The sequence below is a fragment of the Brevundimonas olei genome, assembly GCF_037055245.1.
GTDB lineage: Bacteria > Pseudomonadota > Alphaproteobacteria > Caulobacterales > Caulobacteraceae > Brevundimonas > Brevundimonas olei.
Window position 1 is genome coordinate 1,392,485 of the sequence record NZ_CP146369.1, and the last position, 22,675, is coordinate 1,415,159.

A 22,675-nucleotide genomic window follows, 5' to 3' on the forward strand; every position below is an offset into this window, starting at 1 on the left:
CGCGTGGGGTGAACGAAACTAGAACATCTCGTCCGTTTCGGCTAAGGAGCGGACGACAAGACGAATAAAGGACATCGGTCATGGCGGGCAGCGTCAACAAGGTCATTCTGGTCGGCAACCTGGGTCGCGACCCGGAAATCCGCTCTCTGAACAACGGCGACCGCGTCGCCAACCTGCGCATCGCCACCTCGGAGACCTGGCGCGACAAGGCGACCGGCGAGCGCAAGGAGAAGACCGAGTGGCACTCGGTGGTCATCTTCAACGACAACATCGTCAAGGTGGCCGAGAACTATCTGAAGAAGGGCTCGACCGTGTACGTCGAAGGCTCGCTGCAGACCCGCAAATGGACCGATCAGCAGGGCGTGGAGAAGTACACGACCGAGATCGTCATCCAGCGCTTCAACGGCCAGCTGACCATGCTGGGCGGCCGCGGCGACAGCCAGGGCGGCGGTGATCGCGGCGGCTACGGCGGCGGTCGCGACGACGACTATTCCTCGGGCTTCTCCACCGGCGGAGCCAACAAGCCCTCGGGTCCGAAGGAAAGCTACGACCTGAACGACGACATTCCGTTCTAAGCCCGGGCGCGAAAGGGCGCGGCGTGGGGCAGGGAGCCTATAGCTATCGCGACGATCCGGCTGTGCCGTCCTTCCCGGACGACCGGCCGCTGGTCCTGTTCGACGGCGACTGCGCCCTGTGCTCCCATTCGGCGCGCACCCTGCTGAAGCACGGACCCCGGTTCCGCCTGGCGCCGACGCAGTCGGCGTTGGGGCGTGCCTTGTTGTTGCACTACGGCCTGTCGCCGGATGATCCCTCAACCATGCTGGTGATAGAGGACGGGCGCGCCATCGGCCGCTCGGACGGCGTGCTGCATCTGGCGGCTTCCCTGCCGTTTCCTTATCGGCTGGCGACGGCGGGGCGGCTGATCCCCCGGCCGATGCGGGATGCGGTTTATGGCTGGGTCGCGCGGCATCGGCGGCGCTTTCCCGGTCAGGCCTGGTGCGCCATGCCGCCTGAGGGCGTGAACATGACGGATCGAGTTCTGGGGTGAGGTCATCATGAGCGGGCGTGTTCTGGTCCTGGGGGCCAACGGCTTCATCGGCTCGCATCTGGCGGCGACCCTGTCGGTCGCGGACTGGACGGTGCGGGCTGGAGCGCGCAGGCCGACCGAGGCGGCGCGTCGAGCGCCTGCGTTCGACTGGATCAAGGCGGATTTCGCACAACTGACGACGCTCGAATCCTGGGCTCCGCTGCTGGACGGCGTCGACGCGGTGGTGAACTGCGTCGGCGTGCTTCAGGACGGGGCGGGCGACAGCACGGCGCTGGCCCACGTCGAGGGGCCGCGCGCGCTCATTCAGGCTTGCGAACGGGCGGGCGTGCGTCGTCTGATTCACATTTCCGCCGTGGGCGCCGATGATGCGGCGGGCACCGCCTATGCCCGCACCAAGGCTGAGACGGAGCGACTGGTCCGCGCCTCCGATCTGGGCTGGCTGATCCTGCGCCCGTCGCTGGTGGTGGATCGGGCGGCGTTCGGCGGAACCGGCCTGATCCGGGCGCTGGCGGCTTTCCCGCTGTTCAGCCCGGTGGTGGGCGGCGATCAGGTCTTCCGCCCCATCGCCCTGTCCGATCTGGGCGAGGCGGTTGTGGCGGCGCTGAAGCCCGGCGCGCCCGTGCGTGAGACCTTCGACATGCCGGGGCCGGAGGCGGTCAGCATGATTGAAACGGTCCGGCTCTATCGCGGCTGGCTGGGCCTTTCGTCTGCGCCTGTGGTGCGGGTTCCGCGCGCGCTGGCGGCGCCTGCGCTGATAATTGGGGACGTGCTGGGACGACTGGGTTGGTCCTCGCCGATCCGCAGCACGGCCATGCGTCAGATGGATCATGACGTGTCCGGCGTCGACAGCGGCTGGGCCGAGCGGCTGGGTGTCCGGGCCCGGGGTTTCCGCCGTTTCCTGGCCGAAACGCCCGCCTCGGTTCAGGATGTCTGGCATGCGCGGCTGTGGTTCGTGCGGCCGGTCGCCGTCCTGACGCTAGGGCTGTTCTGGCTGACCACTGGCCTGATCAGCTTCGGGCCGGGTTGGAGCGGGGCGATCGCCGTGCTTCATGAAGGCGGTTTCGGCCGCTGGGCCGGGCCGATCGCCTGGTGGGGCGCACTGCTTGACGTGGTGCTGGGGCTGGCGCTGTTCGTGCGGCCGTGGACGGCGCGCGCAGCGATCCTGATGTGTCTGGCCACGGTCGGTTATCTGATCGCCGGGACGCTCAGTCTGCCGCACTACTGGATCGACCCTCTGGGGCCGTGGCTCAAGGTGCTGCCGATGATGGCCCTGTGTCTGTTCGTGGCGGCGACGGACGCGAGGCGCTGATGTTGTATCTGACCCTGAAGATCATCCACATCATGTCGGGGGCTGTGCTGTTCGGCACGGGGGCGGGCATCGCCTTCTTCATGCTGCGCGCCCACATGAGCCGCGATGTGGCGACGATTGCTGCGGTAGGGAAGATCGTGGTGCTGGCCGATTTCGTCTTCACCGCCAGTGCTGTGCTGGTCCAGCCAGTCAGCGGCCTGGGCTTGATCTACCTGCAGGGATACGCCCTGACCGAGCCGTGGCTGCTGGCGGCCTACGCGCTTTATGTTCTGATCGGCGTCTGCTGGCTGCCGGTGGTGTGGATGCAGATGAAGATGGCGCGTCTGGCCCAGACGGCGGCGGATGCGGGCGAGGCGCTGCCCGCCGCCTATCACCGCCTGTTCCGAGGCTGGTTCATCCTGGGCTGGCCTGCCTTCGCCGGGGTCATCGGCATCTACTGGCTGATGGTGGCCAAGCCGGCTTTCTAGCGCGCGAAGCGGCCTTTCTCGGCGGCGTCGGCCAGGGCTTGGCGGACGGCGGCGGTCAGTTCGTCCATGGTCTGCACCTGACGCACGCCATAGGCGCGGGCGGTGATGTCGACGTTGCCCTTGCGCCAGAAGCCTTCGGGGGCCAGCACGATCAGCTTTCCGCCGCGCGCGTGCAGGCCCATTTCCAGCAGGCTGATCGGGCTTTGCGCGCCCGGCGCGAAATACATGACGATGACGTCGGCGCTTTCCAGCGCGGCCAGCTCCCATTCCACCTGACGACGGAACTCGGGCTCGTCCGCGTCGGGCCGCCAGGCGGGGTTCCAGTCGGGACGGCGCGGGTTCAGGACCGTGACGTCCATGTCGGACAGGGCGCGCGTCAGCGCCGCCTGCCAGTCGGGCGCGCCGCCCATGTCGATGCTGCCGCCCAGGAAGACACGCGGACGACTATTGTCGATCGGCAGAGGCTGGGGCGAGATCACGACCGCCGGCTGGGCCGTCGCGGGCGCGGCGGCGATGCAGGCGGTCAGGACGGCCAGGGAGGACAGTAGGGCGGACAGCAGGGCAGGGTTTTTCATCGTCCTTCTATAGCGGGTTCGCGCGGGCGAGGCAGGGGCGACGGCCAAGGGTGATGCAGGGTAACCTGTGGTCATGCTTCGTGAGAGGCAAAAGGTCGCGCCCTGTGGCAAGCATGGAGGGGTGTCCAGTTCATCCTCATCCCCGCACGCGCTGACGCCGCTCGAGATCGCCGCCATCGTGGCCGTTCTGGTCATCTGGGGCGTGAACAACGCCGCCGCCAAGGTCGCTACCGAGGTGCTGCCGCCGCTGATGACGGGCGCCTTGCGCTTCGCCATCGCCGCCGCTTGCCTGGTCTGGTTCGTGCGGCCGCCGTTTCCGAACTGGAAAAGCCTGCTGATCATCGCCGTGGTGGGCGGGCCGATCCACTATGGCCTGATCTACCTGGCCTTCTGGCTGGCCAATGACGTCAGCCCGGTGACGGTTTCGACCCAACTGTGGATTCCGCTGACGTCGCTGTTCGCCTTCCTGCTGCTGGGCGAGAAGATTTCGAGGATGGCGACGATCGGCCTCGTGATCGCCTTCCTCGGCGTGGCGTGGATGACGCTGGATCCTCATGCGCTGCAGGACTGGAAGGCGATTCTGGTGGGCGCGCTGGGCGCCTCGGCATGGGCGCTGACGACGGTGATCGCGCGGCGCACCACCTCCATTCCGCCGCTGAAGATGCAGGGGCTGCTGGCGCTGATGGCCTTTCCGGCGCTGACGCTGGGCTCGGCCGTGTTCGAGAGCGGCCAGTGGGAGGCCGCCAGGGCGGCGACGCCGCTGGTGTGGGGCACGCTGCTGTGGGCCGGGTTGATCTCGTCGGTGTTCGCCACCAGCCTGGTCTTCTGGCTGGTGCAGCGGCGCGAGGCCGGGCGGGTGACGCCCTATCTGCTGGGCTCGCCGCTGGTGTCCATCCTGATCGGCTGGCTGTTCATGGGCGACGTGCTGACGCCGCAGATCCTGACCGGCGTGGCGATCGCCCTTCTGGGCGTGGTGACGGTGGCCCTGGGGGAGCGCGGCCTGCGCGCCGGCGCTCCCGCCAAGGTTTAAGGTTGCTTACTGCGCCTTGATGACGGCGCAGGCCACGCGGTCGCCCGCGCCGCCGATCGGCTGGCTGGAGTGGTCGTCGGCGTTGGCGTGGATCACCAGCGCCGAGCCGTCGTCGTCCAGCAGCCACTGGCCCGGACCCTTGTCCGCCAGACGGGCGTGGGTGGTGAAGACCTCTGCGTTCACCGCGCCCTTCGCGTCAGCAAAGACGTTAGGCAGGTCGCCGTCGTCCGGACCCTCTGCGTTCAGCAAGCCGTGCGGCTTCTGGGGATCGCCGTGATTGATGTGGGCGCCGGCCGAGGTGAAGGGCGCTTCGCACTGGCCCGTGGCGTGGATGTGGATGCCGTGCCAGCCGGGCGTCAGGCCTGTGGCTTCGACCTTGATCAGCAGGCCGGTGGCCCCTTGCGTCAGGGTGGCCTTGCCGGCTTCCGCGCCCTGGGCGTTGAGGATGGAGACCTGGGCCGTCTGGCCCGGCGCAGCACGCTCGGCGGCCTCGGCCGGGGCTGCGGGCGCGGCCTCCGAAGCCGGCGGCGTCGCCGGGTTCTGGCTGCAGGCGGCCCCGGCGACGAGCACCATGGCGAGGGCGCTGGGGACGATCAGTTTCGAAGTGGCTAAACGCATGGCTTTCCAGTCCTTTTCGACATGGGGATTTCAGCGGCGTTTCTTTGCCACCACGGCCCCCGGGTGATAGAAACCGGAACAGCGGATCACGTTCCGATTCCGGCCATTTAAAGCCTGATTTCATTGACCGACGACAGCTATCATAACGCCGCCCCCTCGGCGCCGGGCGATATTTCGACCATCACCATCGAGGATGAGCTGAAACGCTCCTACCTCGACTACGCCATGAGCGTGATCGTCAGCCGCGCCCTGCCGGACGCGCGCGACGGCCTGAAGCCGGTGCATCGTCGCATCCTGTATTCGATGCACGACCTGAACATGACGCCGGAGCGCGCCTATTCGAAGTGCGCCCGCGTGGTCGGCGACGTGCTGGGCCGGTTCCACCCGCACGGCGACGCCTCGGTCTACATGGCCTTGGTCCGCATGGCCCAGGACTTCTCCATGGGTCTGATGCTGGTCGACGGCCAGGGCAACTTCGGCTCGGTCGACGGCGATATGCCGGCCTCGATGCGTTACACCGAGGCCAAGATGGCCCCGGCCGCCGTGGCCCTGTTGACCGATATCGAGAAGGACACGGTCGACTTCCAGCCGAACTACGACGAGAAGGAGCTGGAGCCCGTCGTCCTGCCGGCGCGGATTCCGAACCTTCTGGTCAACGGCGCGGGCGGCATCGCCGTCGGCATGGCGACCAATATCCCGCCGCACAACCTGCGTGAAGTGATCGACGCCTCGGTCGCCCTGCTGGACGATCCGAACGTGTCGGACGAGGCCCTGCTGGACATCGTGCCGGGGCCGGACTTCCCCACGGGCGGCGAGATCATGGGGCGCACGGCCCCGCGCAACGCGCTGCGCGACGGGCGCGGCTCGGTCATCGTGCGCGGCAAGGCCTCGGTCGAGGAGATCCGCAAGGATCGCGACGCCATCATCATCACCGAACTGCCCTATCAGGTGAACAAGCAGACCCTGATCGAACGCATCGCCGAAATGGTGCGTGAGAAGCGTCTGGAAGGCATCGCCGACGTTCGCGACGAGTCCGACCGCCTGGGCATGCGCATCGTCATCGAGTTGAAGCGCGACGCCTCGGGCGATGTGATCCTGAACCAGCTGTATCGCTATACGGCGCTGCAATCGTCGTTCGGCGTCAACATGCTGGCGCTGAACCACGGGCGGCCTGAGCAGATGGGCCTGCGCGCCCTGCTGGAGGCCTTCCTCGACTTCCGCGAGGAGGTGGTGGTCCGCCGGGTCAAGTTCGAACTGGCCAAGGCCCGCGACCGCGGCCACGTCCTGGTCGGTCTGGCCGTTGCGGTCGCCAACATCGACGAGGTCATCCACATCATCCGCAGCTCGGCCGACCCGGCCGAGGCGCGCGAACGCCTGCAGGCCAAGGCCTGGCCGGTCGGGGACATGATGGCCCTGGTCGAGCTGATCGCCGACCCGCGCACCGTGCTGGTGGAAGGCGACAAGATCCGCCTGACCGACGAACAGGCCCGCGCCATCCTGGCCCTGACGCTGTCGCGTCTGACGGGTCTGGGCCGCGACGACATCTTTGGCGAGGCGCGCAGCCTGGCCGACACCATCCAGGGCCATCTGACCATCCTGTCGGACCGCGCCAATGTCCTGGCCATCATCCGCGAAGACCTGCTGCTGGTCAGGGAGCAGTTCGGCGTGGACCGCCGCACCCTCATCGGCGAAGGCGACGCCGAGATGGAGGACGAGGACCTGATCCCGCGCGAGGACATGGTCGTGACCGTCACCCACGGCGGCTACGTCAAGCGGGTGGCGCTGAACGCCTATCGGACCCAGCATCGCGGCGGCAAGGGCCGCAGCGGCATGTCGATGAAGGACGAGGACGCCATCACCGGCGTGTTCAGCGCCTCGACCCACACGCCGGTTCTGTTCTTCGCCACCAACGGCAAGGCCTACAAGCTGAAGACCTGGCGCCTGCCGCTGGGCAATCCGCAGTCGCGCGGCAAGGCCTTCGTCAACCTGCTGCCGATCGAGCCGGGCGACAGCATCATGAACGTGCTGCCCCTGCCTGAGGACGAGGCGACCTGGGGCGACTACGACATCATGTTCGCCACCAAGTCGGGCGACGTGCGCCGCAACAAGCTCAGCGACTTCGCCACGGTGAACCGCGCGGGCAAGATCGCCATGAAGCTGGAAGACGGCGACGGCATGGTCGGCGTCGGCCTGTGCACGGCCGAGGACGACGTGTTGCTGACCACGGCGCTGGGCCGGGCCATCCGTTTCAAGGCCGACGACGTGCGCGTGTTCAAGGGGCGCGACTCCACCGGCGTGCGCGGCATCCGCCTGCAGGACGGGGACGAGGTCATCTCCATGGCCATTCTTGGCCGGGTGGATGCGTCGCCGGAGGAGCGTGCCGCCTACGTCAAACACGCCAACGCCATGCGCAAGGCGCTGGCCGGGGCCGACGCGGAAGATGAAGCCGTCACGGTCGATGCGGATGACGAGGACGCCGGTGATGCCGCCTTGTCTGTCGAGCGCATCGCCGAATTGGGCGCGGCCGAGCAGTTCATCCTGACCGTCACGGAAACCGGCTTCGGCAAGCGATCCTCGGCCTATGAGTATCGCCGTACCGGTCGTGGCGGGCAGGGGCTGACGGCCCATGGCCTCGGCGGCCGCGCAGGCACGCGCCTGGCCGCCGCCTTCCCGGTCGAGGAGACGGACGACCTCATGCTGGTCACCGACGGCGGCCAGATGATCCGCACCCCGGTCAGCCAGGTCCGCATCGTCGGCCGCTCCAGCCAGGGCGTGACCATCTTCCGCACCGGCAAGGACGAGAAGGTCGTTTCGGTCGAGCGTCTGGCCGATTCTGGCGGCGATGATGAAGGCGGCGAGGCGGACGACGCCCCGGCGATCGAGGGCGGCGAGAGCTGATCCTGCATGGCCGTCGCTCCTGAACTCTGGATCGACGGCCGTCCCGCCGGCCTTGAGGATCTGGGCCGTCAGGCCCTGTTCAACTACGGCGCCCTGACCTCCTTCCGCGTGGAAGGCGGCGGGGTGCGCGGGCTGGACCTGCATCTGGAGCGTCTGAACCGTTCGGCGATCGAACTGTTCGGCGAGGCTGTGGCGGAAGATCGCCTGCGCGATCAGATGCGGGCGGCGCTGGCCGGACGGACCGAGGCCTGGCTGCGCATCAGCCTGTTCTCCGGCGAACTGTCCCTGCGCCAACCGGACTGGATCGGCGCGCCGCAGGTGATGATCAGCGTCTCGGCGCCGCCATCGCCCCTGCCGGACGGGGTGCGCCTGCAAAGCCAGACCTATGCTCGCGAGGCGCCGCATCTGAAGCACGTCGCCACGATGGGCCTGTTGCGCGCGCGGCGTCGGGCGCGGCTGGCGGGTTACGACGACGCCCTGTTTACGGACGATGAGGGCCGGATTTCCGAGGGCTCGCTGTGGAATATCGGCTTCATCCGGGGGGATGCGGTGGTCTGGCCGGATGCGTCCATGCTGGACGGCGTGGCCCAGGCCCTGATCCGCGAGGCGCTGGACCGCGCCGGATCGCCGCAGCGGACCGAGGTCGTGCGCCTGTCGGACCTGTCTCGCTTCGACGCCGCCTTTTTGTGCAACAGCGCCACGCCGGCTGCGGAAATCGTGGCCGTCGACGCCTATGACTTCCCCGGTTCGCCGGGCGTAATTCAGCGTATCGGCGAGCATTGGCGATCACAGCCGCGTCAGAAAATCTAGGCCGTTCATTTCGCACCTGCTAAACGGACCCAAACGATGGGGAGGCCGCCGGCCATGCGTATCGGACTTTATCCGGGCACCTTCGACCCGGTGACCAACGGCCATCTCGATATCATCGGGCGGGCGGTCAAGCTGGTGGACCGCCTGGTCATCGGCGTGGCCCAGAACGACGACAAGGGCCCGCTCTTCTCCACCGCCGAGCGGGTCGAGATGATCAAGGCCGAGGTCGCGCGCTTCAACGCGGACATCGAGGTGCGGCCGTTTTCCAGCCTTCTGATGCACTTCGCCGAGGAACTGGACGCCAGCGTCATCGTGCGCGGCCTGCGCGCCGTCGCCGATTTCGAGTATGAGTTCCAGATGACGGCGATGAATCAGCGCCTCAACAGCGACATAGAGACGGTGTTTCTGATGGCCGATCCGCGGCATCAGGCCATCGCTTCGCGACTGGTGAAGGAAATCGCCCGGCTGGACGGTCGGATCGACAGCTTCGTCAGCCCGGCGGTCGCTGCGAGCGTGTTGGCCAAGGTCAAGAAGGGTTGAGGTCGGGTTTGAAGATCAAGTCTGTGATGACGCTGGCGGCGGCGACCGCGCTGCTGGCCGGTGGAGCGATGGCCCAGTCGGGCGCCCAGTCTGGCGACTGGCGCACCGTATCACCCGAAAATCTGTGGGTGATCGACACGGCCAAGGGGCGCGTGCTGGTGGAGTTGGAGCCGCGCGTGGCGCCGAACCACATCGAGCGCATCCGCACCCTGACCAACCAGGGGTTCTATGACGGGCTGAAATTCCACCGGGTCATCCCGAACTTCATGGCCCAGACCGGCGATCCCCAGGGCACCGGGGCCGGAGGCAGCGAACTGCCGGACCTGAAGGGCGAGTTCACCTTCCGGCGCGGCCGCGACAGCGGCTTCGCTCCGGTCGAGAACAGCGGCGCGGGCCTGCGGGGCGTCATGGGCTCCATCCCCATCGTGACCCAGCCGGACGCCCAGATGTTCGTCACGGCCGACTTCAAGACTTCGGCGCAAGGGCTGTTCTGCCCCGGCGTGGCGGGCATGGCGCGCGCCGGTTCGCCCGACAGCGCCAACAGCCAGTTCTTCCTGATGACGGGCCAGAACGACAATCTGAACGGCGGCTACACGGTGTTCGGCCGGGTGGTCCAGGGCCTGGATGTCGTGCGTGCGCTGAAGGCGGGCGACGAGGCCCAGGACGGCGCCGTCGGCCCCGACGCCGACGCCATGACGCGGGCGCGTCTGGCCTCGGCCATGCCGGAGGCCGAGCGTCCGACGATCCGCGTGGCCGTGCCCGGTTCTGCCCCGTTCAACGCCGCCGTCGAGGCGGCGAGGGCCGAGAAGGGCGCATCCTTTAACATCTGCGACGTCCAGCCGCCCGTGCAAGGCGGCTGAGCGTCGCGCGTCGCGCCGGGGAGGGGCGAGGCATGAGGCAGGGATTTCGGATCACCGGCGCGGCCCTGGCGGCTGCGCTTCTGGCAAGCGTGACGCCGGCTTCAGCTCAGGACACGACGCCGTCGTCCAGTGAGGCGGCTCCAGCGATCGCCGCTGACGACTGGCGCACGGCGGCGCCCGACAATCTTCTGGTCATCGACACCAACAAGGGCCGCATCCTGGTCGAGATGACCCCCGAGGCGGCGCCCGACCACGTGGCCCGCATTCGCCTGCTGGCCAAGGCGGGCTTCTATGACGGCCTGCCCTGGCACCGCGTCATCGACGGCTTCATGGCCCAGACGGGCGATCCGCTCGGCACGGGAGAGGGCCAGAGCTGGCATCCCGATCTGAAGGCCGAGTTCACCTTCCGCCGCGACGCGCAGACGCCCTTCGTCGCCGTGGCCGCCCCGGCGGGCGCCCTGATCGGCTTCGTCCAGTCCCTGCCGGTCCAGACCCAGCCCGACGCCGTGATGGCGACGACGCCTGACCGCAAGGTGCACGCCTGGGGTCTGTATTGCCCCGGCGTCGCGGGCATGGCGCGCGATGACGCGCCCGACAGCGCCAACAGCCAGTTCTTCCTGATGCGCCATCCCTATCCGGCGCTGGACAAGCGCTACACCGTCTGGGGGCGGGTGGTGTCCGGCCTCGACGTCGTGCGCGCCCTCAAGTTCAGTCCGAACCCGGACGGAATCGTCACCGATCCGGATCGCATGACGCGCGTGCGCGTGGCGGGCGACCTGCCCGAGGGCGAGCGCCCGTCGGTGCGTGTCTTGAGCACGAGCAGAGCGCCGTTCCGCGCCCTGGTCGAAGACACGCGGGCGGCGCGGGGAGCCGACTTCTCGGCGTGCGACATCGAACTGCCGGTCGAGGTGAATTAGTCGCTTCAAAGTCCTTCTCCCCTTGTGGGAGAAGGTGGCCCGATAGGGCCGGATGAGGGGTCTTTCAACGCTGGAAGCGGAATACGGGTTAACGTCCCGCAACCCCTCATCCGTCAGGCTTCGCCTGCCACCTTCTCCCACAAGGGGAGAAGGCTGTTTTATTCGCCGCCGCCGCCTCCGGCGCGCTTGCGTCGGCGCCGTCGGCGCGGCTTCGGCTGACGGTCTTCGCGCATCTTTTGCAACAACAGGCCTTCGCGAAGGCCGCGGTCGGCCACGCGCACCCGTTCGCACGGCCAGGCGCGCTGTACGGCTTCCAGAATCGCCGCGCCGGCCAGAACCAGATCAGCGCGGTCCGGTCCGATGCAGCTTTCCGCCGCGCGTCCGGCGGGACCGAGGGCGATCAGGCGGTCGGCGGCCTTTTCGCAGTCGCCGCGCGTCATCCACAGACCGTCGACCAGATCGCGCTGATACCGCCTCAGACCCAGGTGGATCCCGGCCAGGCTGGTGATGGCGCCCGAAGTGCCGACCATATGGCCGCGCCCGGCGCCGACGCGCGTCAGGAAGTCCGGGCCTTCGGGGCCGCCCGCAGCGATGGCGGCGCCGAAGTCGGCGACCATGGCCTCATACCATTCGGGCGGGCTGCCTTCGGGTTCGGGGTGGCGTTCGGCCAGGCTGACCACGCCCAGCGGCGCCGACATCCAGGCTGCGGTCTCGAAGCCGCGCGGCCCCTTCATCAGCCAGGACAGTTCGGTCGAGCCGCCGCCCACGTCGATCACCAGCACCGCCTCGGCGCGGGGGTCGAACAGGTTGAGGCAGCCCGCCACCGACAGGGCGGCCTCTTCGGCCGGATCGATGATCCTGAGCCGCAGGCCGGTGCCGTGTCGCACACGCTCGACGAAGGCGGGGCCGTTTTCGGCCATGCGGCAGGCCTGGGTGGCGACGGCGGTCAGGCGCTTGGGGTCGACGCCCTTGCGCACCAGGCGTTCGGCGCACAGGGCCAGGGCGTCGTAGGCCCGGTCCATCGCCCGATCGTCCAGACGACCGGTGCGCGACAGGCTCTCGCCCAGGCGCACGATGCGGCTGAAGGAATCCACCACGCGGAAGCCGTCACGCGACGGGCGCGCGATCAGCAGGCGGCAATTATTGGTCCCCAGGTCGAGCGCGCCGTAGAGAGGCGCTTCTCGATCGAAAGGCCCGCTGTTGCGGGGCCTTCGAGGCAGGGACCGCGTGTCGCGCCGTCCGGGCGCGCCAGGGGTCTCCGGCATGGGCCGAGTTCTCATGTGGGCGGTCCGAAGCGGCGCCCGTCCGGAACAGGTTAAACCGCACCGGCCTGTTGCGCCAAGCCGTGATGTGCGAGGGCCGTCCTTGAGACTCCTAGCGGCGGCGTGGACTGAGGATGTCGCCCAGCCGATCCGGCGTACCGGGAATCCGCTCAAGCCGCGGGTAGCGCAGCCCGTCGTGATAGTCGAAGTCGACGGTGCGATAGCGGTCTGCGTTCTTGAGCAGCAGGCGGATCGGCGCGTCGGCTCCCTTGGCGGCCGTGACGGCGTCGCGCAGTTTTTCGGCCGAGGCGGCGACGTCGTTGACGGCGACCAGCTCCCAGCCCGGTCCGATGTCGGCTTCGAAGGCGCGGCCGCCCCACCGGACGCCCGTCAGCTTGTTCGAGGCGGACAGGGTGAAGCCCAGGGAATACTGGAAGTCGTTGGCCCAGCCCGACTGGATGCGCTTCTCCTCGGCGGTCAGGCTGTCGGTGTAGGTCAGGCGGTAGCCGCCGCGCGCCAGCCCGTCCAGCGGGGCCTTGGCGTCCGGCCCGTTGGCGTCGAGGCGCGTGCGCAGGAAAGTCGCCCAGTCGTGCGGATGGACGGCGTTCAGGCCGGCGACCACGTCCTCGAACACATAGCCGCGCGGGGCCCAGGAGCCGTCGTCGCCGCCGAAGAAGCCCCTGGCGAAGTCGTCCAGCGACTTCTTCCCGTCGGTCGCCTCGCGGATCAGGGTGTCGGCGTCCAGCCAGATCAGCAGGGCCTCTCGGTAGTAGTCGCCGGTGCCGCGCATCCACGAGGAATAGGGGTTCGAGGTGCGATAGCCGAGCAGGTTGTGGTTGTTCGTATCCTGCAGCGGACGCCATTCGCGGCCCGGCTGGTTGTCGTAGAAGGCCGCGACCTCGGCGAAGCTGGTCAGGATGTCGGCCTTGGAGGCCAGCCCCGAGCGCGCCGTCAGCACGTCGCCCCAGTATTCCGTCTGGCCCTCATAGACCCATAGAAGAGTGTTCTGGGTCGGGATATTGTGGTTGGCCGTCAGTTCGTCGGCGGGGCGCTGGCGCTTGCCGTTCCAGGCGTGGGTGAACTCGTGCGGCAGAAGGCCGACGGCGCCCAGGCTCTTGCCCCAGTTGGTGAAGAAATCGGCCGGGACCGAGTTCTCTGACGAGCGGTGATGCTCCAGCCCGATGCCGCCCAGCTTGGCCGTCGCCGCCAGCAGGAAGTCGTAGCGGTCATAGGGGCGGGCGCCGAACAGGCGGTCGGTCTGCGTGACCAGGTTTTCGAACCAGCCCAGTTGCTCGGCCGTGGGGGCCAGGTCCTTGGCCGTATCGGCGACGATGTTCAGGTGGACGGCGCCTTCGCCGTTCCCCCGGCGCGGGTCGATGGCGATGCGCTGGAAGTGGGCGCCGCCGAACAGGGGGCTGTCGATCAGGGTGTAGAGGTCGGTCGGCGCAAAGGTCGCCAGGCCGTCGACGAAGCTTTCGGTGTCGAGGGCGACGCCGTATTTCCAGCCCTGCGGCAGGCGGATCGACGGGGCGAAGGTGATGCCTTTCGAGCGATAGCCCGCCGGATAGAGCAGGGCCTTCTCCCACTGCAGATTGACCATTTCGGGGGTCATGACGACGCGCCAGGTCGAGTTGTCCGGCTGGGTCAGCCACTGGAAGTCGACGGTGATCTCGCTGACGCCCTGCGGCACATCGATGTGGAAGGCGTAGGGGTCGATGGTGTCGCGCAGCCAGTCGATGCGCTGTCCGCCGCCTTGGACGGTGATGCCGGAGAGCAACTGGATCGGGCCGGTCGCCGCATGATTGCCGGGCAGGAATTTCGGATAGAGCAGGACCAGAGGGCCGGGCGTGACCGGGATGGTCTGGCGCACGCGGACGATCTTCTTCTCGACGTCGGTGGCGTCGACCTCATAGCGGATGACGCCGGGATAGGCCTCGGCCGTCGGCGCGGGGATCGGCGGCAGGGCGCGGGGCAGGGCCAGGGGCGTGTTCTGCGGCGTCGGCGCGGCGGGCGCCTGCGGTCCGGTCCAGTCCTGGGCGAGGGCGGTCGAGGCGGCCGAGGTCAGAAGCAGGGCGAGGGCGGCGGCGAGCAGGCGTCGAGTCAGGGTCATGCAGATGCTGTAGCGGCGTTTCCGCTCAAGCGCGACCGCGGGGAGCGCTGGGTGATGCGAAACGCAGCGCGCGGCTCACCCGCCACATTTGCCGTCATTCTCGGCTCAAGCCCGAGAATGACGGCGGAGGGGCTCACTGACGAGGCGTGGCGCGTGGGTCTATCGACGACGCGGGCTCAGGATGTCGCCCAGCCGGTCGGGCGTCCCCTCGATCCGCTCCAGGTGCGGGTAGCGCAGGCCGTCGTGATAGTCGAAGCGCACCGTCTTGAAGACGTCGCCGTTCTTCAGGATCAGCTCGATCGGCTCCGACGTGCCCTTGGCGGCGGTGACCGCCTCCTTCAGCACATCGGCCGAGGCCGCGCGGCCTCCGACGGCGACGACTTCCCAGCCCGAGGTCAGGCCCTGTTCGAACGCCGGGCCGCCCCACAGGACCGAGGTGAGCTTGTTCGACCCGTTCATCATGAAGCCGAGCGAATAGGTGAAGTCGTTGCGGCCCAGCTCCTTATACAGGGCGCCCATGTAGCCGGAGGGCTCCTCCTTGAAGACCAGGCGGTAGCCGCCCCGTTCGATGCCGTCCAGCGGGCCGCGCGAGCCGGGGCCGACCGCGTCCAGCCGTTCGCGCAGGAAGGCGGCCCAGTCGTTGGTCTGCACCCCGTTCAGCGTCGAGGTCACGTCGGTGAAGGTATAAGGGGCCGGGTCCCAGTTCCCGTCCTCGACGCCGAAGAAGGCGCGGGCGAAGTCGTCCAGCGACTTCTTCCCGCCCGTGCGCTCGCGGATCAGGGTGTCGGCGTCCAGCCAGATCAGCGAGCCCTCGCGGTAATAGTCCTCGCTGCGCTGATAGCTGCTCCACGGCTGTGGGCGGCGCTGGCTGATGATGGGGTCGTTGGTGGTGTCCTGCATGGCGCGCCACTGGCGGCCGGGGATGTTCTGGAAGCTGGCGGCGCTCATGGCCAGCACGTCCAGCGCCTGCTGCTTGCTCATCAGGCCCGCGCGGGCGGTCAGCACCAGTCCCCAATACTGCGTCTGGCCCTCATAGACCCACATCAGGGAATTCTGCAGCGGCTCGTTCAGATTGGGCGTCAGCTGATCGGCCGGGCGACGCCATTTGCCGTTCCAGCTGTGCGTATACTCGTGACCCAGCAGGTCGCGATCGGCCAGGGTCGCCTCGCGGTCGGTGAAATACTTCACATCGGCGCTGTTCTCGGACGAGCGGTGGTGCTCCAGGCCGATGCCGCCCAGCTTGTCCGTCACCGCCAGCAGGAAATCGTAGTGGTTGAAGTGGCGCGCGCCGAACAGGCGGTCGGCCTGCTGGACCAGGCTGCGGTGCAGCTGGATATGCTCGTCGCTCGCCTCCAGCATCTTGGCCGTGTCCGCCACCACGTTCAGGCGCACCGGCGAGCGGCCGCCCGGATCCAGGTCGATCTGGCGATAGTGGGCGCCGGCGAAGACGGGGCTGTCTGCCAGATGCTCCAGCGTGATGGGCGCGAAGGTCGCCAGGCCGTTCTCGAAGCTGACGGTGTCCAGAGCGGCGCCGTAGTTCCAGCCCTGGGGCAGTTTCAGCGTCGGCTGGAAGGTGATGTGGCGCGAGTAATAGCCCGCCGGATACAGCAGGGTCTTGTCCCACTGGACGTTGACCATTTCCGGGGTGACGGTGACGCGGCCCTGGGCGCCCTCGATGGGCGTCAGCCACTGGAAGGCGGCCTGGACCTCGGTGACGCCGGCGGGAACTTCGATCTGATAGGCCCAGGGCTGGACGGTGTTGCGCACCCATTCCAGCCGCTGTCCGCCGGCGGTGAAGGTCAGGCCGCCGACGTTGGCGACCGGGCCGACCGGGCCGTGATGGCCGGGAATCCACTGCGGATAGAAGAGGATCAGCGGGCCGGGGCCGCTGACGGGAATGGTCTGGCGCACCTGGATCAGGCGGCGGTCGATGTCGGTGGCGTCGACGTCCAGCCTGATGACGCCGGGATAGGCCTCGTCCTTGGCTGTCGGGATCGGCGCCAGGGCGACGGGCAGGGCGGGCGTGCCGACCTGCGCCAGAGCCGAACCGGCGCTGAACAGCAAGACGGAGGCGCAGGCGGTGACAAGCAGGCGGGCGGCGGGACGCATCATCAGGGGGACTTTCCGGCAAGGCGGCGAGGACGCCGCAGATCACTGCGCGTCGCGGCTATGGTCAAGCCCGACGTGGGCGGATGAATTCGCCGTCATGTTTGGGTCGTCTGCGCGCAGACGGATTTCGCTGGCTCCGATTGCGTACTAGCGTGACGGCGGCATCACAAGGCGAGGGAGATCACATGGACGGGAAGCGGATTCTGGCGAGCGTCGCCGCTGTGCTGGCGATCTCGGCGTCATCGTCGACAGGCGCGGCCCAGATGGCGCCTGATCGCGCCCGCCACGAACCCGTGATCGAGACCGGCGACGTCGACCGCTTCTATGCGCTTTACGACAGCGCCGCCGGGCGGCCGACCGCAGATCAGCTTCAGGCCTATCTGGATGAGGGCTCCACCGGTCTGACGCACCTGGCGAAGGTGCGCAGGGTGACCGGCGCGAGGATGGCGGACGCCATGGCTGCTCGGCCCGAAATCTATGTCGAGGCGCGGGCCTGCGCCGACCACTTGCCGCGCGTCCGTGCGCGGGTCGCCGAGGGGCTGGCCCGCTTCATCGATCAATATCCCGAGGCGCAGTTTCCGTCGGCGACCTTTGTGATCGGCCGTGGCCGCCCGGTCGCGGTCGGCAGTCCGGTGGACGGAATCCAGGTGGGGTTGGAGGCGCTCTGCGCCACCGACTTCATCAATCCCGATATCGAAGACCGGTTTGTGGGGGTTCTGATCCACGAATATGTTCACACCCAGCAGGCGCCCGAACTGACCGAGAAGGAGCAGTTTACGGTGCTGGAGGTGTCGATGGCGGAGGGCGTCGCGGAGTTCGTCACCGAACTGATGATCGGCGCGCCGGCCTATGCCTATCTCGCGCCGCAGACTCGAGGTCGCGAACTCGAGATCGAGACCGCCTTCGTCGCCGATCAGGACAAGACCGACCTGTCGGCCTGGGTCTACAATTCGACGCCTGAGAAGCCGGGGGACCTCGGCTACTGGGTCGGCTACCGGATCGCCAAGGCCTATTACAGGAACGCGCCGGACAAACGCGAAGCCTTGCGGCAGATCCTGCAGATCACGGACGTCAAGGCGTTCATGGCGGCGAGCGGTTGGCGGCCCGGCATGGACCTGAGTTAGTCCGCCGGATTCACTTCCAGCAGTTCGACCGTGAACCGCAGAGCCGAGTTGGCCGGAATTTCCGTCCCCATCCAGCGCGAACCGTAGGCCAGGTCGGCGGGGATGACGAACTCATAGGTCTCGCCCTCGCGCATCAGGGCCACGCCCTCGGTCCAGCCCTTGATGACTCGGTTCAGCGGGAAGGTCGCCGGCTCGTTGCGCGAGTAGGAGCTGTCGAACTCGCGGCCGTCGATGAAGGTGCCGCGATAGTGGACCTTGACCGTGTCGGTCGCAGTGGGTTGCGCGCCCTCGGGGTTGGCCTTGCTGACGAGGCGATATTGCAGGCCGGACTCGGTCGAGGTCCAGCCGCGACGCTGGCTGTTCCACATCAGATAGGCGGCCTGACCGACCTCCCAGTTCTCCTGGGTCGCGGGGCCGACCGCCTCTCGCAGGCCGGGATAGCCGACATCCGGCGTCGAGGCGCAGGCGGCCAGAGACAGGGACAGCGATAGGGCGGCGAGAGCGGGCAGGGCGATGTGCTTCATAAGGCTAGGCTTATCACGCTGATCGAAACTGTCGACTGGGCGTGTGAAGGGCCTTTATTTCGCCGAAGAAGGGCGTATATATGCGCGCTCCGCAGATTCCATGAATCCCGCGCGAAAGCGCCGAGGCCCGGTTTGTCGCCCTCCGACCGGTGCGAAGGCGTCGCCCCTCCCCAAGGGGGCGGATACATCCAGGCGTCCTGATCCGCATGCGGATCGAGGGTGGACGCCGAGAGACATTTACGGTCACGGATCGCCGGTCGGCGCGCCGTGGCTGCTGCATTGAGAGCGGGCCTCGCAAGGGGCCGCGATTGGGAAAACAGAATGGCCAAGTCCACCGACGGTCTCGCCTTGGGTAAGATCGCTGCCGCCACGTCGTTCACCGGCAAGAAGCGCATTCGCTACAGCTTCGGGCGCATCCCCGAAGCCGTGCAGATGCCGAACCTGATCGAGGTTCAGCGCGCTTCCTATGAGCAGTTCCTACAGCGCGAGTCGCGCCCGGGCCTGCGCAACGACGAGGGCATTGAAGCGGTCTTCAAGTCGGTCTTCCCGATCAAGGACTTCAACGAACGCGCCGTCCTGGAATACGTCTCCTACGAGTTCGAAGACCCGAAGTACGACGTCGAGGAATGCATCCAGCGCGACATGACCTATGCCGCGCCGCTGAAGGTCAAGCTGCGCCTGATCGTCTTTGAGACCGAGGAAGAAACGGGCGCCCGTTCGGTCAAGGACATCAAGGAGCAGGACGTCTACATGGGCGACATCCCGCTCATGACGGACAAGGGCACCTTCATCGTCAACGGCACCGAGCGCGTGATCGTCTCGCAGATGCACCGTTCGCCGGGCGTCTTCTTCGACCACGACAAGGGCAAGACCCACTCCTCGGGCAAGCTGCTGTTCGCCGCCCGCGTGATCCCGTATCGCGGCTCGTGGCTGGACTTCGAGTTCGACGCCAAGGACATCGTCTATGTCCGCATCGACCGTCGCCGCAAGCTGCCCGCCACCACCTTCCTCTATGCCCTGGGCATGGACGGGGAAGAGATTCTCAAGACCTTCTACGAGACGGTTCCGTACGAGAAGCGCGGCGAAGGCTGGGTCACCCCCTACAAGCCGGAGCGCTGGCGCGGCGTGAAGCCGGAGTTCGACCTGGTCGACGCCGACACCGGCGAAGTGGTCGCCCCGGCCGGTCAGAAGATCAGCGCCCGCGCCGCCAAGAAGCTGGCCGACGGCGGCCTGAAGTCGCTGTCGCTGGCGGCTGACGCCCTGCTGACCAAGTATCTGGCTTCGGACGCCGTCAACTTCCAGACCGGCGAGATCTACGCCGAGGCGGGCGACGAGTTGGACGCCGCCACGATCGAACTGCTGGAAGCCAACGGCTTCACCACCATCGACGTGCTGGACATCGACCACGTGACGGTCGGCGCCTACATGCGCAACACCCTGCGGGTGGACAAGAACACGGGCCGCGAGGACGCGCTGTTCGACGTCTATCGCGTCATGCGCCCGGGCGAGCCGCCGACGCCGGAAGCGGCCGAGGCCATGTTCAACTCCCTGTTCTTCGACGCCGAGCGCTACGACCTGTCGGCCGTCGGTCGCGTGAAGATGAACATGCGTCTGGAAACCCCTGAGGTTTCTGACGAAATCCGCGTCCTGCAGAAGGACGACGTGCTGAAGGTGCTGCAGATCCTGGTCGGCCTGAAGGACGGCCGCGGCGAGATCGACGACATCGACAACCTGGGCAACCGTCGCGTGCGTTCGGTCGGCGAGCTGCTGGAAAACCAGTACCGCGTCGGTCTGCTGCGCATGGAACGCGCCATCAAGGAGCGCATGAGCTCGGTCGATATCGACACGGTCATGCCGCACGACCTGATCAACGCCAAACCGGCCGCCGCCGCAGTTCGCGAGTTCTTCGGCTCGTCGCAGCTGTCGCAGTTCATGGACCAGACCAACCCGCTGTCGGAAATCACCCACAAGCGTCGCCTCTCGGCGCTTGGCCCGGGCGGTCTGACGCGCGAGCGCGCGGGCTTTGAAGTCCGCGACGTTCACCCGACGCACTACGGCCGCATCTGCCCGATCGAAACGCCGGAAGGCCCGAACATCGGTCTGATCAACTCCCTGGCCACCCACGCCCGCGTGAACAAGTACGGCTTCATCGAAAGCCCGTACCGTCGCGTGGTCGAAGGCAAGGCGACGGACGAGGTGGTCTACATCTCGGCCATGGAAGAGGCGAAGCACGTCATCGCCCAGGCCAACATCGACCTGAAGGACGGCGAGATCGTCGAGGAGCTGGTGCCGGGCCGTATCAACGGCGACTCCCAGCTGCTGACCAAGGAAACGGTCGACATGATGGACGTGTCGCCGAAGCAGGTCGTTTCGGTCGCCGCCGCCCTGATCCCCTTCCTGGAAAACGACGACGCCAACCGCGCGCTGATGGGCGCCAACATGCAACGTCAGGCCGTGCCGCTGGTGCAGTCGGACGCGCCGCTGGTCGGCACCGGCATGGAAGCGGTCGTGGCCGTGGACTCCGGCGCTGTGGTGATCGCCCGTCGTGACGGCGTGGTCGAGCAGATCGACGGCACCCGTATCGTCGTGCGCGCCACGGGCGAGGTGGACGCCGGTCGCTCGGGCGTCGACATCTATCGCCTGTCGAAGTTCCAGCGCTCGAACCAGTCGACCTGCATCAACCAGCGCCCGATCGTGCGCGTGGGCGATGAAGTGAAGACCGGCGACGTGATCGCCGACGGTCCGTCGACGGACCTGGGCGAACTGGCTCTGGGCCGCAACGTCCTGGTCGCCTACATGCCCTGGAACGGCTACAACTTCGAAGATTCCATCCTGATTTCCGAGCGCATCGTGCGCGACGACATCTTCACCTCCATCCACCTCGAAGAGTTCGAAGTGATGGCGCGTGATACGAAGCTCGGGCCGGAAGAAATCACCCGCGACATCCCGAACGTCGGCGAGGAAGCCCTGCGCAACCTCGACGAGGCGGGCATCGTGGCCATCGGCGCCGAAGTCCAGCCGGGCGACATCCTGGTCGGCAAGGTGACGCCGAAGGGCGAAAGCCCGATGACCCCGGAAGAGAAGCTGCTGCGCGCCATCTTCGGCGAGAAGGCTTCGGACGTGCGCGACACCTCGCTGCGTCTGCCGCCCGGCGTCGCCGGCACCATCGTCGACGTGCGCGTGTTCAACCGCCACGGCATCGACAAGGACGAGCGCGCCATGGCCATTGAGCGCGCCGAGATCGAGCGTCTGGGCAAGGACCGCGACGACGAGCTCAAGATCCTTGAGCGCAACGTCTACGGCCGCGTGAAGCCGCTGCTGCTCGGCAAGACCGCCGTGTCCGGCCCGAAGGGCATGGGCCGCGGCGAGGTCACCGAAGAGAAGCTGGCCGAAGTGTCCAAGGGCCTATGGTGGCAGGTCGCCCTCGATGACGAGAAGGCGATGGGCGAGCTGGAGGCCATGAAGAAGCAGTTCGAGGACGCTCGTAAGGCCCTCGACCGTCGCTTCGAAGACAAGGTCGAGAAGCTGCAGCGCGGCGACGAGATGCCGCCCGGCGTCATGAAGATGGTCAAGGTCTTCGTGGCCGTGAAGCGCAAGCTGCAGCCGGGCGATAAGATGGCCGGCCGTCACGGGAACAAGGGCGTCATCTCCAAGATCCTGCCGATCGAGGACATGCCGCACCTGGACGACGGCACCCACGTCGACATCGTTCTGAACCCGCTGGGCGTGCCGTCGCGCATGAACATCGGCCAGATCTTCGAGACCCACCTGGGTTGGGCCGCCGCTGGCCTGGGCAAGCAGATCAAGGGCTTGCTCGAGCAGTGGATGGACGGCGGCATGCGCGACGCCCTGGTGTCGCGTCTGACCCAGATCTACGGCGCCGACACCCCGCTGCCGCAGAGCGACGAAGAGCTGATCGAACTGGCCCAGAACCTGTCCAAGGGCGTTCCGTTCGCGACTCCGGTCTTCGACGGCGCGCGCATCTCGGACATCGAGGACCTGCTGGAATCGGCGGATCTGGATCGTTCGGGTCAGTCGATCCTGTTCGACGGTCAGACGGGCGAGCAGTTCAAGCGTCCGGTCACGGTCGGCTATGTGTACATGCTGAAGCTGCACCACCTGGTCGACGATAAGATCCACGCCCGCTCCATCGGCCCGTACTCGCTCGTCACCCAGCAGCCGCTGGGCGGTAAGGCGCAGTTCGGCGGTCAGCGCTTCGGGGAAATGGAGGTCTGGGCTCTGGAAGCTTACGGCGCCGCCTACACCCTGCAGGAAATGCTGACGGTGAAGTCGGACGACGTGGCGGGCCGGACCAAGGTCTACGAGGCGATCGTCCGCGGCGACGACAGCTTCGAGGCCGGCATCCCCGAGTCCTTCAACGTGCTGGTGAAGGAAATGCGCTCGCTGGGCCTGAACGTGGAGCTGGAAAACAGCTGACCGGATCAAGCGCCCTTCCTCGCCTCGGCGGGGGAGG

Annotated in this window: 18 protein-coding genes; 12 read left to right on the forward strand and 6 right to left on the reverse strand. The window is 67.5% G+C overall.

All coding sequences use genetic code 11. The features are described 5' to 3' along the window. The first annotated feature begins 80 nt into the window (after positions 1–80). From ssb to V8J38_RS06630, 4 genes are read left to right on the forward strand one after another with little or no spacing between them, the layout of a single operon-like run. Complete coding sequence (ssb, locus tag V8J38_RS06615) at positions 81–575, forward strand: single-stranded DNA-binding protein (protein WP_291776212.1); 495 nt, start codon at positions 81–83, stop codon at positions 573–575. 23 nt (positions 576–598) lie between these two features. Then, on the forward strand, positions 599–1,048 hold the full coding sequence (locus V8J38_RS06620) for a thiol-disulfide oxidoreductase DCC family protein (RefSeq protein WP_338578399.1): 450 nt from the start codon (positions 599–601) through the stop codon (positions 1,046–1,048). A 7-nt stretch (positions 1,049–1,055) separates the two neighbouring features. Beyond that, a complete protein-coding gene (locus V8J38_RS06625) occupies positions 1,056–2,357 on the forward strand; it encodes an SDR family oxidoreductase (protein WP_338578400.1) in 1,302 nt (433 codons plus the stop codon). Beyond that, the gene (locus V8J38_RS06630) at positions 2,357–2,824 is read left to right on the forward strand and encodes a DUF2269 domain-containing protein (protein ID WP_338578401.1); all 468 of its coding nucleotides are present in this window, start codon (positions 2,357–2,359) and stop codon (positions 2,822–2,824) included. Before V8J38_RS06625 ends, V8J38_RS06630 begins: the two co-directional genes overlap by 1 nt. On the opposite strand, the gene V8J38_RS06635 is transcribed toward V8J38_RS06630, so the two are convergent. After that, entirely contained in the window at positions 2,821–3,399 is a 579-nt protein-coding gene (locus V8J38_RS06635) for a nucleoside 2-deoxyribosyltransferase domain-containing protein (protein ID WP_338578402.1), read from the reverse strand. The genes V8J38_RS06630 and V8J38_RS06635 overlap by 4 nt on opposite strands. A gap of 73 nt (positions 3,400–3,472) precedes the next feature. On the opposite strand from V8J38_RS06635, the gene V8J38_RS06640 reads away from it, so the two are divergent. Beyond that, entirely contained in the window at positions 3,473–4,429 is a 957-nt protein-coding gene (locus V8J38_RS06640) for a DMT family transporter (protein WP_422388324.1), read from the forward strand. Between the two features lie 6 nt (positions 4,430–4,435). Here V8J38_RS06640 and V8J38_RS06645 read toward each other — a convergent pair whose 3' ends face one another. Then, entirely contained in the window at positions 4,436–5,002 is a 567-nt protein-coding gene (locus tag V8J38_RS06645) for a superoxide dismutase family protein (protein WP_409450046.1), read from the reverse strand. 168 nt (positions 5,003–5,170) lie between these two features. Here V8J38_RS06645 and gyrA point away from each other — a divergent pair, with 168 nt between their 5' ends. The 5 genes from gyrA to V8J38_RS06670 are packed head-to-tail and all read left to right on the forward strand — an operon-like array spanning position 5,171 to position 11,072. Continuing rightward, complete coding sequence (gene gyrA, locus V8J38_RS06650; RefSeq protein WP_338578404.1) at positions 5,171–7,945, forward strand: DNA gyrase subunit A; 2,775 nt, start codon at positions 5,171–5,173, stop codon at positions 7,943–7,945. A 6-nt stretch (positions 7,946–7,951) separates the two neighbouring features. Further along, positions 7,952–8,755, forward strand: coding sequence for an aminotransferase class IV (locus tag V8J38_RS06655; protein ID WP_338578405.1), 804 nt, complete (start codon positions 7,952–7,954; stop codon positions 8,753–8,755). 54 nt (positions 8,756–8,809) lie between these two features. Continuing rightward, on the forward strand, positions 8,810–9,295 hold the full coding sequence (coaD, locus tag V8J38_RS06660) for a pantetheine-phosphate adenylyltransferase (RefSeq protein ID WP_291776195.1): 486 nt from the start codon (positions 8,810–8,812) through the stop codon (positions 9,293–9,295). A gap of 26 nt (positions 9,296–9,321) precedes the next feature. Next, positions 9,322–10,155 (forward strand): peptidylprolyl isomerase, encoded by an 834-nt coding sequence (locus V8J38_RS06665; protein ID WP_422388334.1) that lies wholly within the window; start codon positions 9,322–9,324, stop codon positions 10,153–10,155. A 32-nt stretch (positions 10,156–10,187) separates the two neighbouring features. Beyond that, complete coding sequence (locus V8J38_RS06670; RefSeq protein WP_338578407.1) at positions 10,188–11,072, forward strand: peptidylprolyl isomerase; 885 nt, start codon at positions 10,188–10,190, stop codon at positions 11,070–11,072. Positions 11,073–11,230: 158 nt separating this feature from the next. On the opposite strand, the gene V8J38_RS06675 is transcribed toward V8J38_RS06670, so the two are convergent. The 3 genes from V8J38_RS06675 to V8J38_RS06685 all read right to left on the reverse strand — a co-directional run bounded on the left by V8J38_RS06675 (position 11,231) and on the right by V8J38_RS06685 (position 16,553). Beyond that, the gene (locus tag V8J38_RS06675) at positions 11,231–12,337 is read right to left on the reverse strand and encodes a Ppx/GppA phosphatase family protein (RefSeq protein WP_338578408.1); all 1,107 of its coding nucleotides are present in this window, start codon (positions 12,335–12,337) and stop codon (positions 11,231–11,233) included. Between the two features lie 109 nt (positions 12,338–12,446). Then, positions 12,447–14,444, reverse strand: a complete 1,998-nt coding sequence (locus tag V8J38_RS06680; RefSeq protein ID WP_338578409.1) for a peptidase M61 — start codon at positions 14,442–14,444, stop codon at positions 12,447–12,449. A gap of 159 nt (positions 14,445–14,603) precedes the next feature. Continuing rightward, positions 14,604–16,553, reverse strand: coding sequence for a M61 family metallopeptidase (locus V8J38_RS06685; RefSeq protein ID WP_422388335.1), 1,950 nt, complete (start codon positions 16,551–16,553; stop codon positions 14,604–14,606). Between the two features lie 185 nt (positions 16,554–16,738). Here V8J38_RS06685 and V8J38_RS06690 point away from each other — a divergent pair, with 185 nt between their 5' ends. After that, on the forward strand, positions 16,739–17,677 hold the full coding sequence (locus V8J38_RS06690) for a DUF2268 domain-containing putative Zn-dependent protease (protein ID WP_338578411.1): 939 nt from the start codon (positions 16,739–16,741) through the stop codon (positions 17,675–17,677). On the opposite strand, the gene V8J38_RS06695 is transcribed toward V8J38_RS06690, so the two are convergent. Continuing rightward, the gene (locus tag V8J38_RS06695) at positions 17,674–18,201 is read right to left on the reverse strand and encodes an FKBP-type peptidyl-prolyl cis-trans isomerase (protein WP_291776180.1); all 528 of its coding nucleotides are present in this window, start codon (positions 18,199–18,201) and stop codon (positions 17,674–17,676) included. The genes V8J38_RS06690 and V8J38_RS06695 overlap by 4 nt on opposite strands. Positions 18,202–18,522: 321 nt before the next feature. On the opposite strand from V8J38_RS06695, the gene rpoB reads away from it, so the two are divergent. Further along, on the forward strand, positions 18,523–22,638 hold the full coding sequence (gene rpoB / locus V8J38_RS06700) for a DNA-directed RNA polymerase subunit beta (protein WP_338578412.1): 4,116 nt from the start codon (positions 18,523–18,525) through the stop codon (positions 22,636–22,638). Positions 22,639–22,675: the final 37 nt, after the last annotated feature.

Bases quoted from the DNA above. Each gene is read 5' to 3' on its own strand.
- ssb (WP_291776212.1), top strand. From the start codon at position 81: ATGGCGGGCAGCGTCAACAAGGTCATTCTGGTCGGCAACCTGGGTCGC.
- V8J38_RS06625 (WP_338578400.1), top strand. From the start codon at position 1,056: ATGAGCGGGCGTGTTCTGGTCCTGGGGGCCAACGGCTTCATCGGCTCG.
- V8J38_RS06630 (WP_338578401.1), top strand. From the start codon at position 2,357: ATGTTGTATCTGACCCTGAAGATCATCCACATCATGTCGGGGGCTGTG.
- V8J38_RS06635 (WP_338578402.1), bottom strand. From the start codon at position 3,399: ATGAAAAACCCTGCCCTGCTGTCCGCCCTACTGTCCTCCCTGGCCGTC.
- V8J38_RS06640 (WP_422388324.1), top strand. From the start codon at position 3,473: ATGCTTCGTGAGAGGCAAAAGGTCGCGCCCTGTGGCAAGCATGGAGGG.
- V8J38_RS06645 (WP_409450046.1), bottom strand. From the start codon at position 5,002: ATGGTGCTCGTCGCCGGGGCCGCCTGCAGCCAGAACCCGGCGACGCCG.
- V8J38_RS06655 (WP_338578405.1), top strand. From the start codon at position 7,952: ATGGCCGTCGCTCCTGAACTCTGGATCGACGGCCGTCCCGCCGGCCTT.
- coaD (WP_291776195.1), top strand. From the start codon at position 8,810: ATGCGTATCGGACTTTATCCGGGCACCTTCGACCCGGTGACCAACGGC.
- V8J38_RS06665 (WP_422388334.1), top strand. From the start codon at position 9,322: ATGACGCTGGCGGCGGCGACCGCGCTGCTGGCCGGTGGAGCGATGGCC.
- V8J38_RS06670 (WP_338578407.1), top strand. From the start codon at position 10,188: ATGAGGCAGGGATTTCGGATCACCGGCGCGGCCCTGGCGGCTGCGCTT.
- V8J38_RS06675 (WP_338578408.1), bottom strand. From the start codon at position 12,337: ATGCCGGAGACCCCTGGCGCGCCCGGACGGCGCGACACGCGGTCCCTG.
- V8J38_RS06680 (WP_338578409.1), bottom strand. From the start codon at position 14,444: ATGACCCTGACTCGACGCCTGCTCGCCGCCGCCCTCGCCCTGCTTCTG.
- V8J38_RS06685 (WP_422388335.1), bottom strand. From the start codon at position 16,553: ATGCGTCCCGCCGCCCGCCTGCTTGTCACCGCCTGCGCCTCCGTCTTG.
- V8J38_RS06690 (WP_338578411.1), top strand. From the start codon at position 16,739: ATGGACGGGAAGCGGATTCTGGCGAGCGTCGCCGCTGTGCTGGCGATC.
- V8J38_RS06695 (WP_291776180.1), bottom strand. From the start codon at position 18,201: ATGAAGCACATCGCCCTGCCCGCTCTCGCCGCCCTATCGCTGTCCCTG.
- rpoB (WP_338578412.1), top strand. From the start codon at position 18,523: ATGGCCAAGTCCACCGACGGTCTCGCCTTGGGTAAGATCGCTGCCGCC.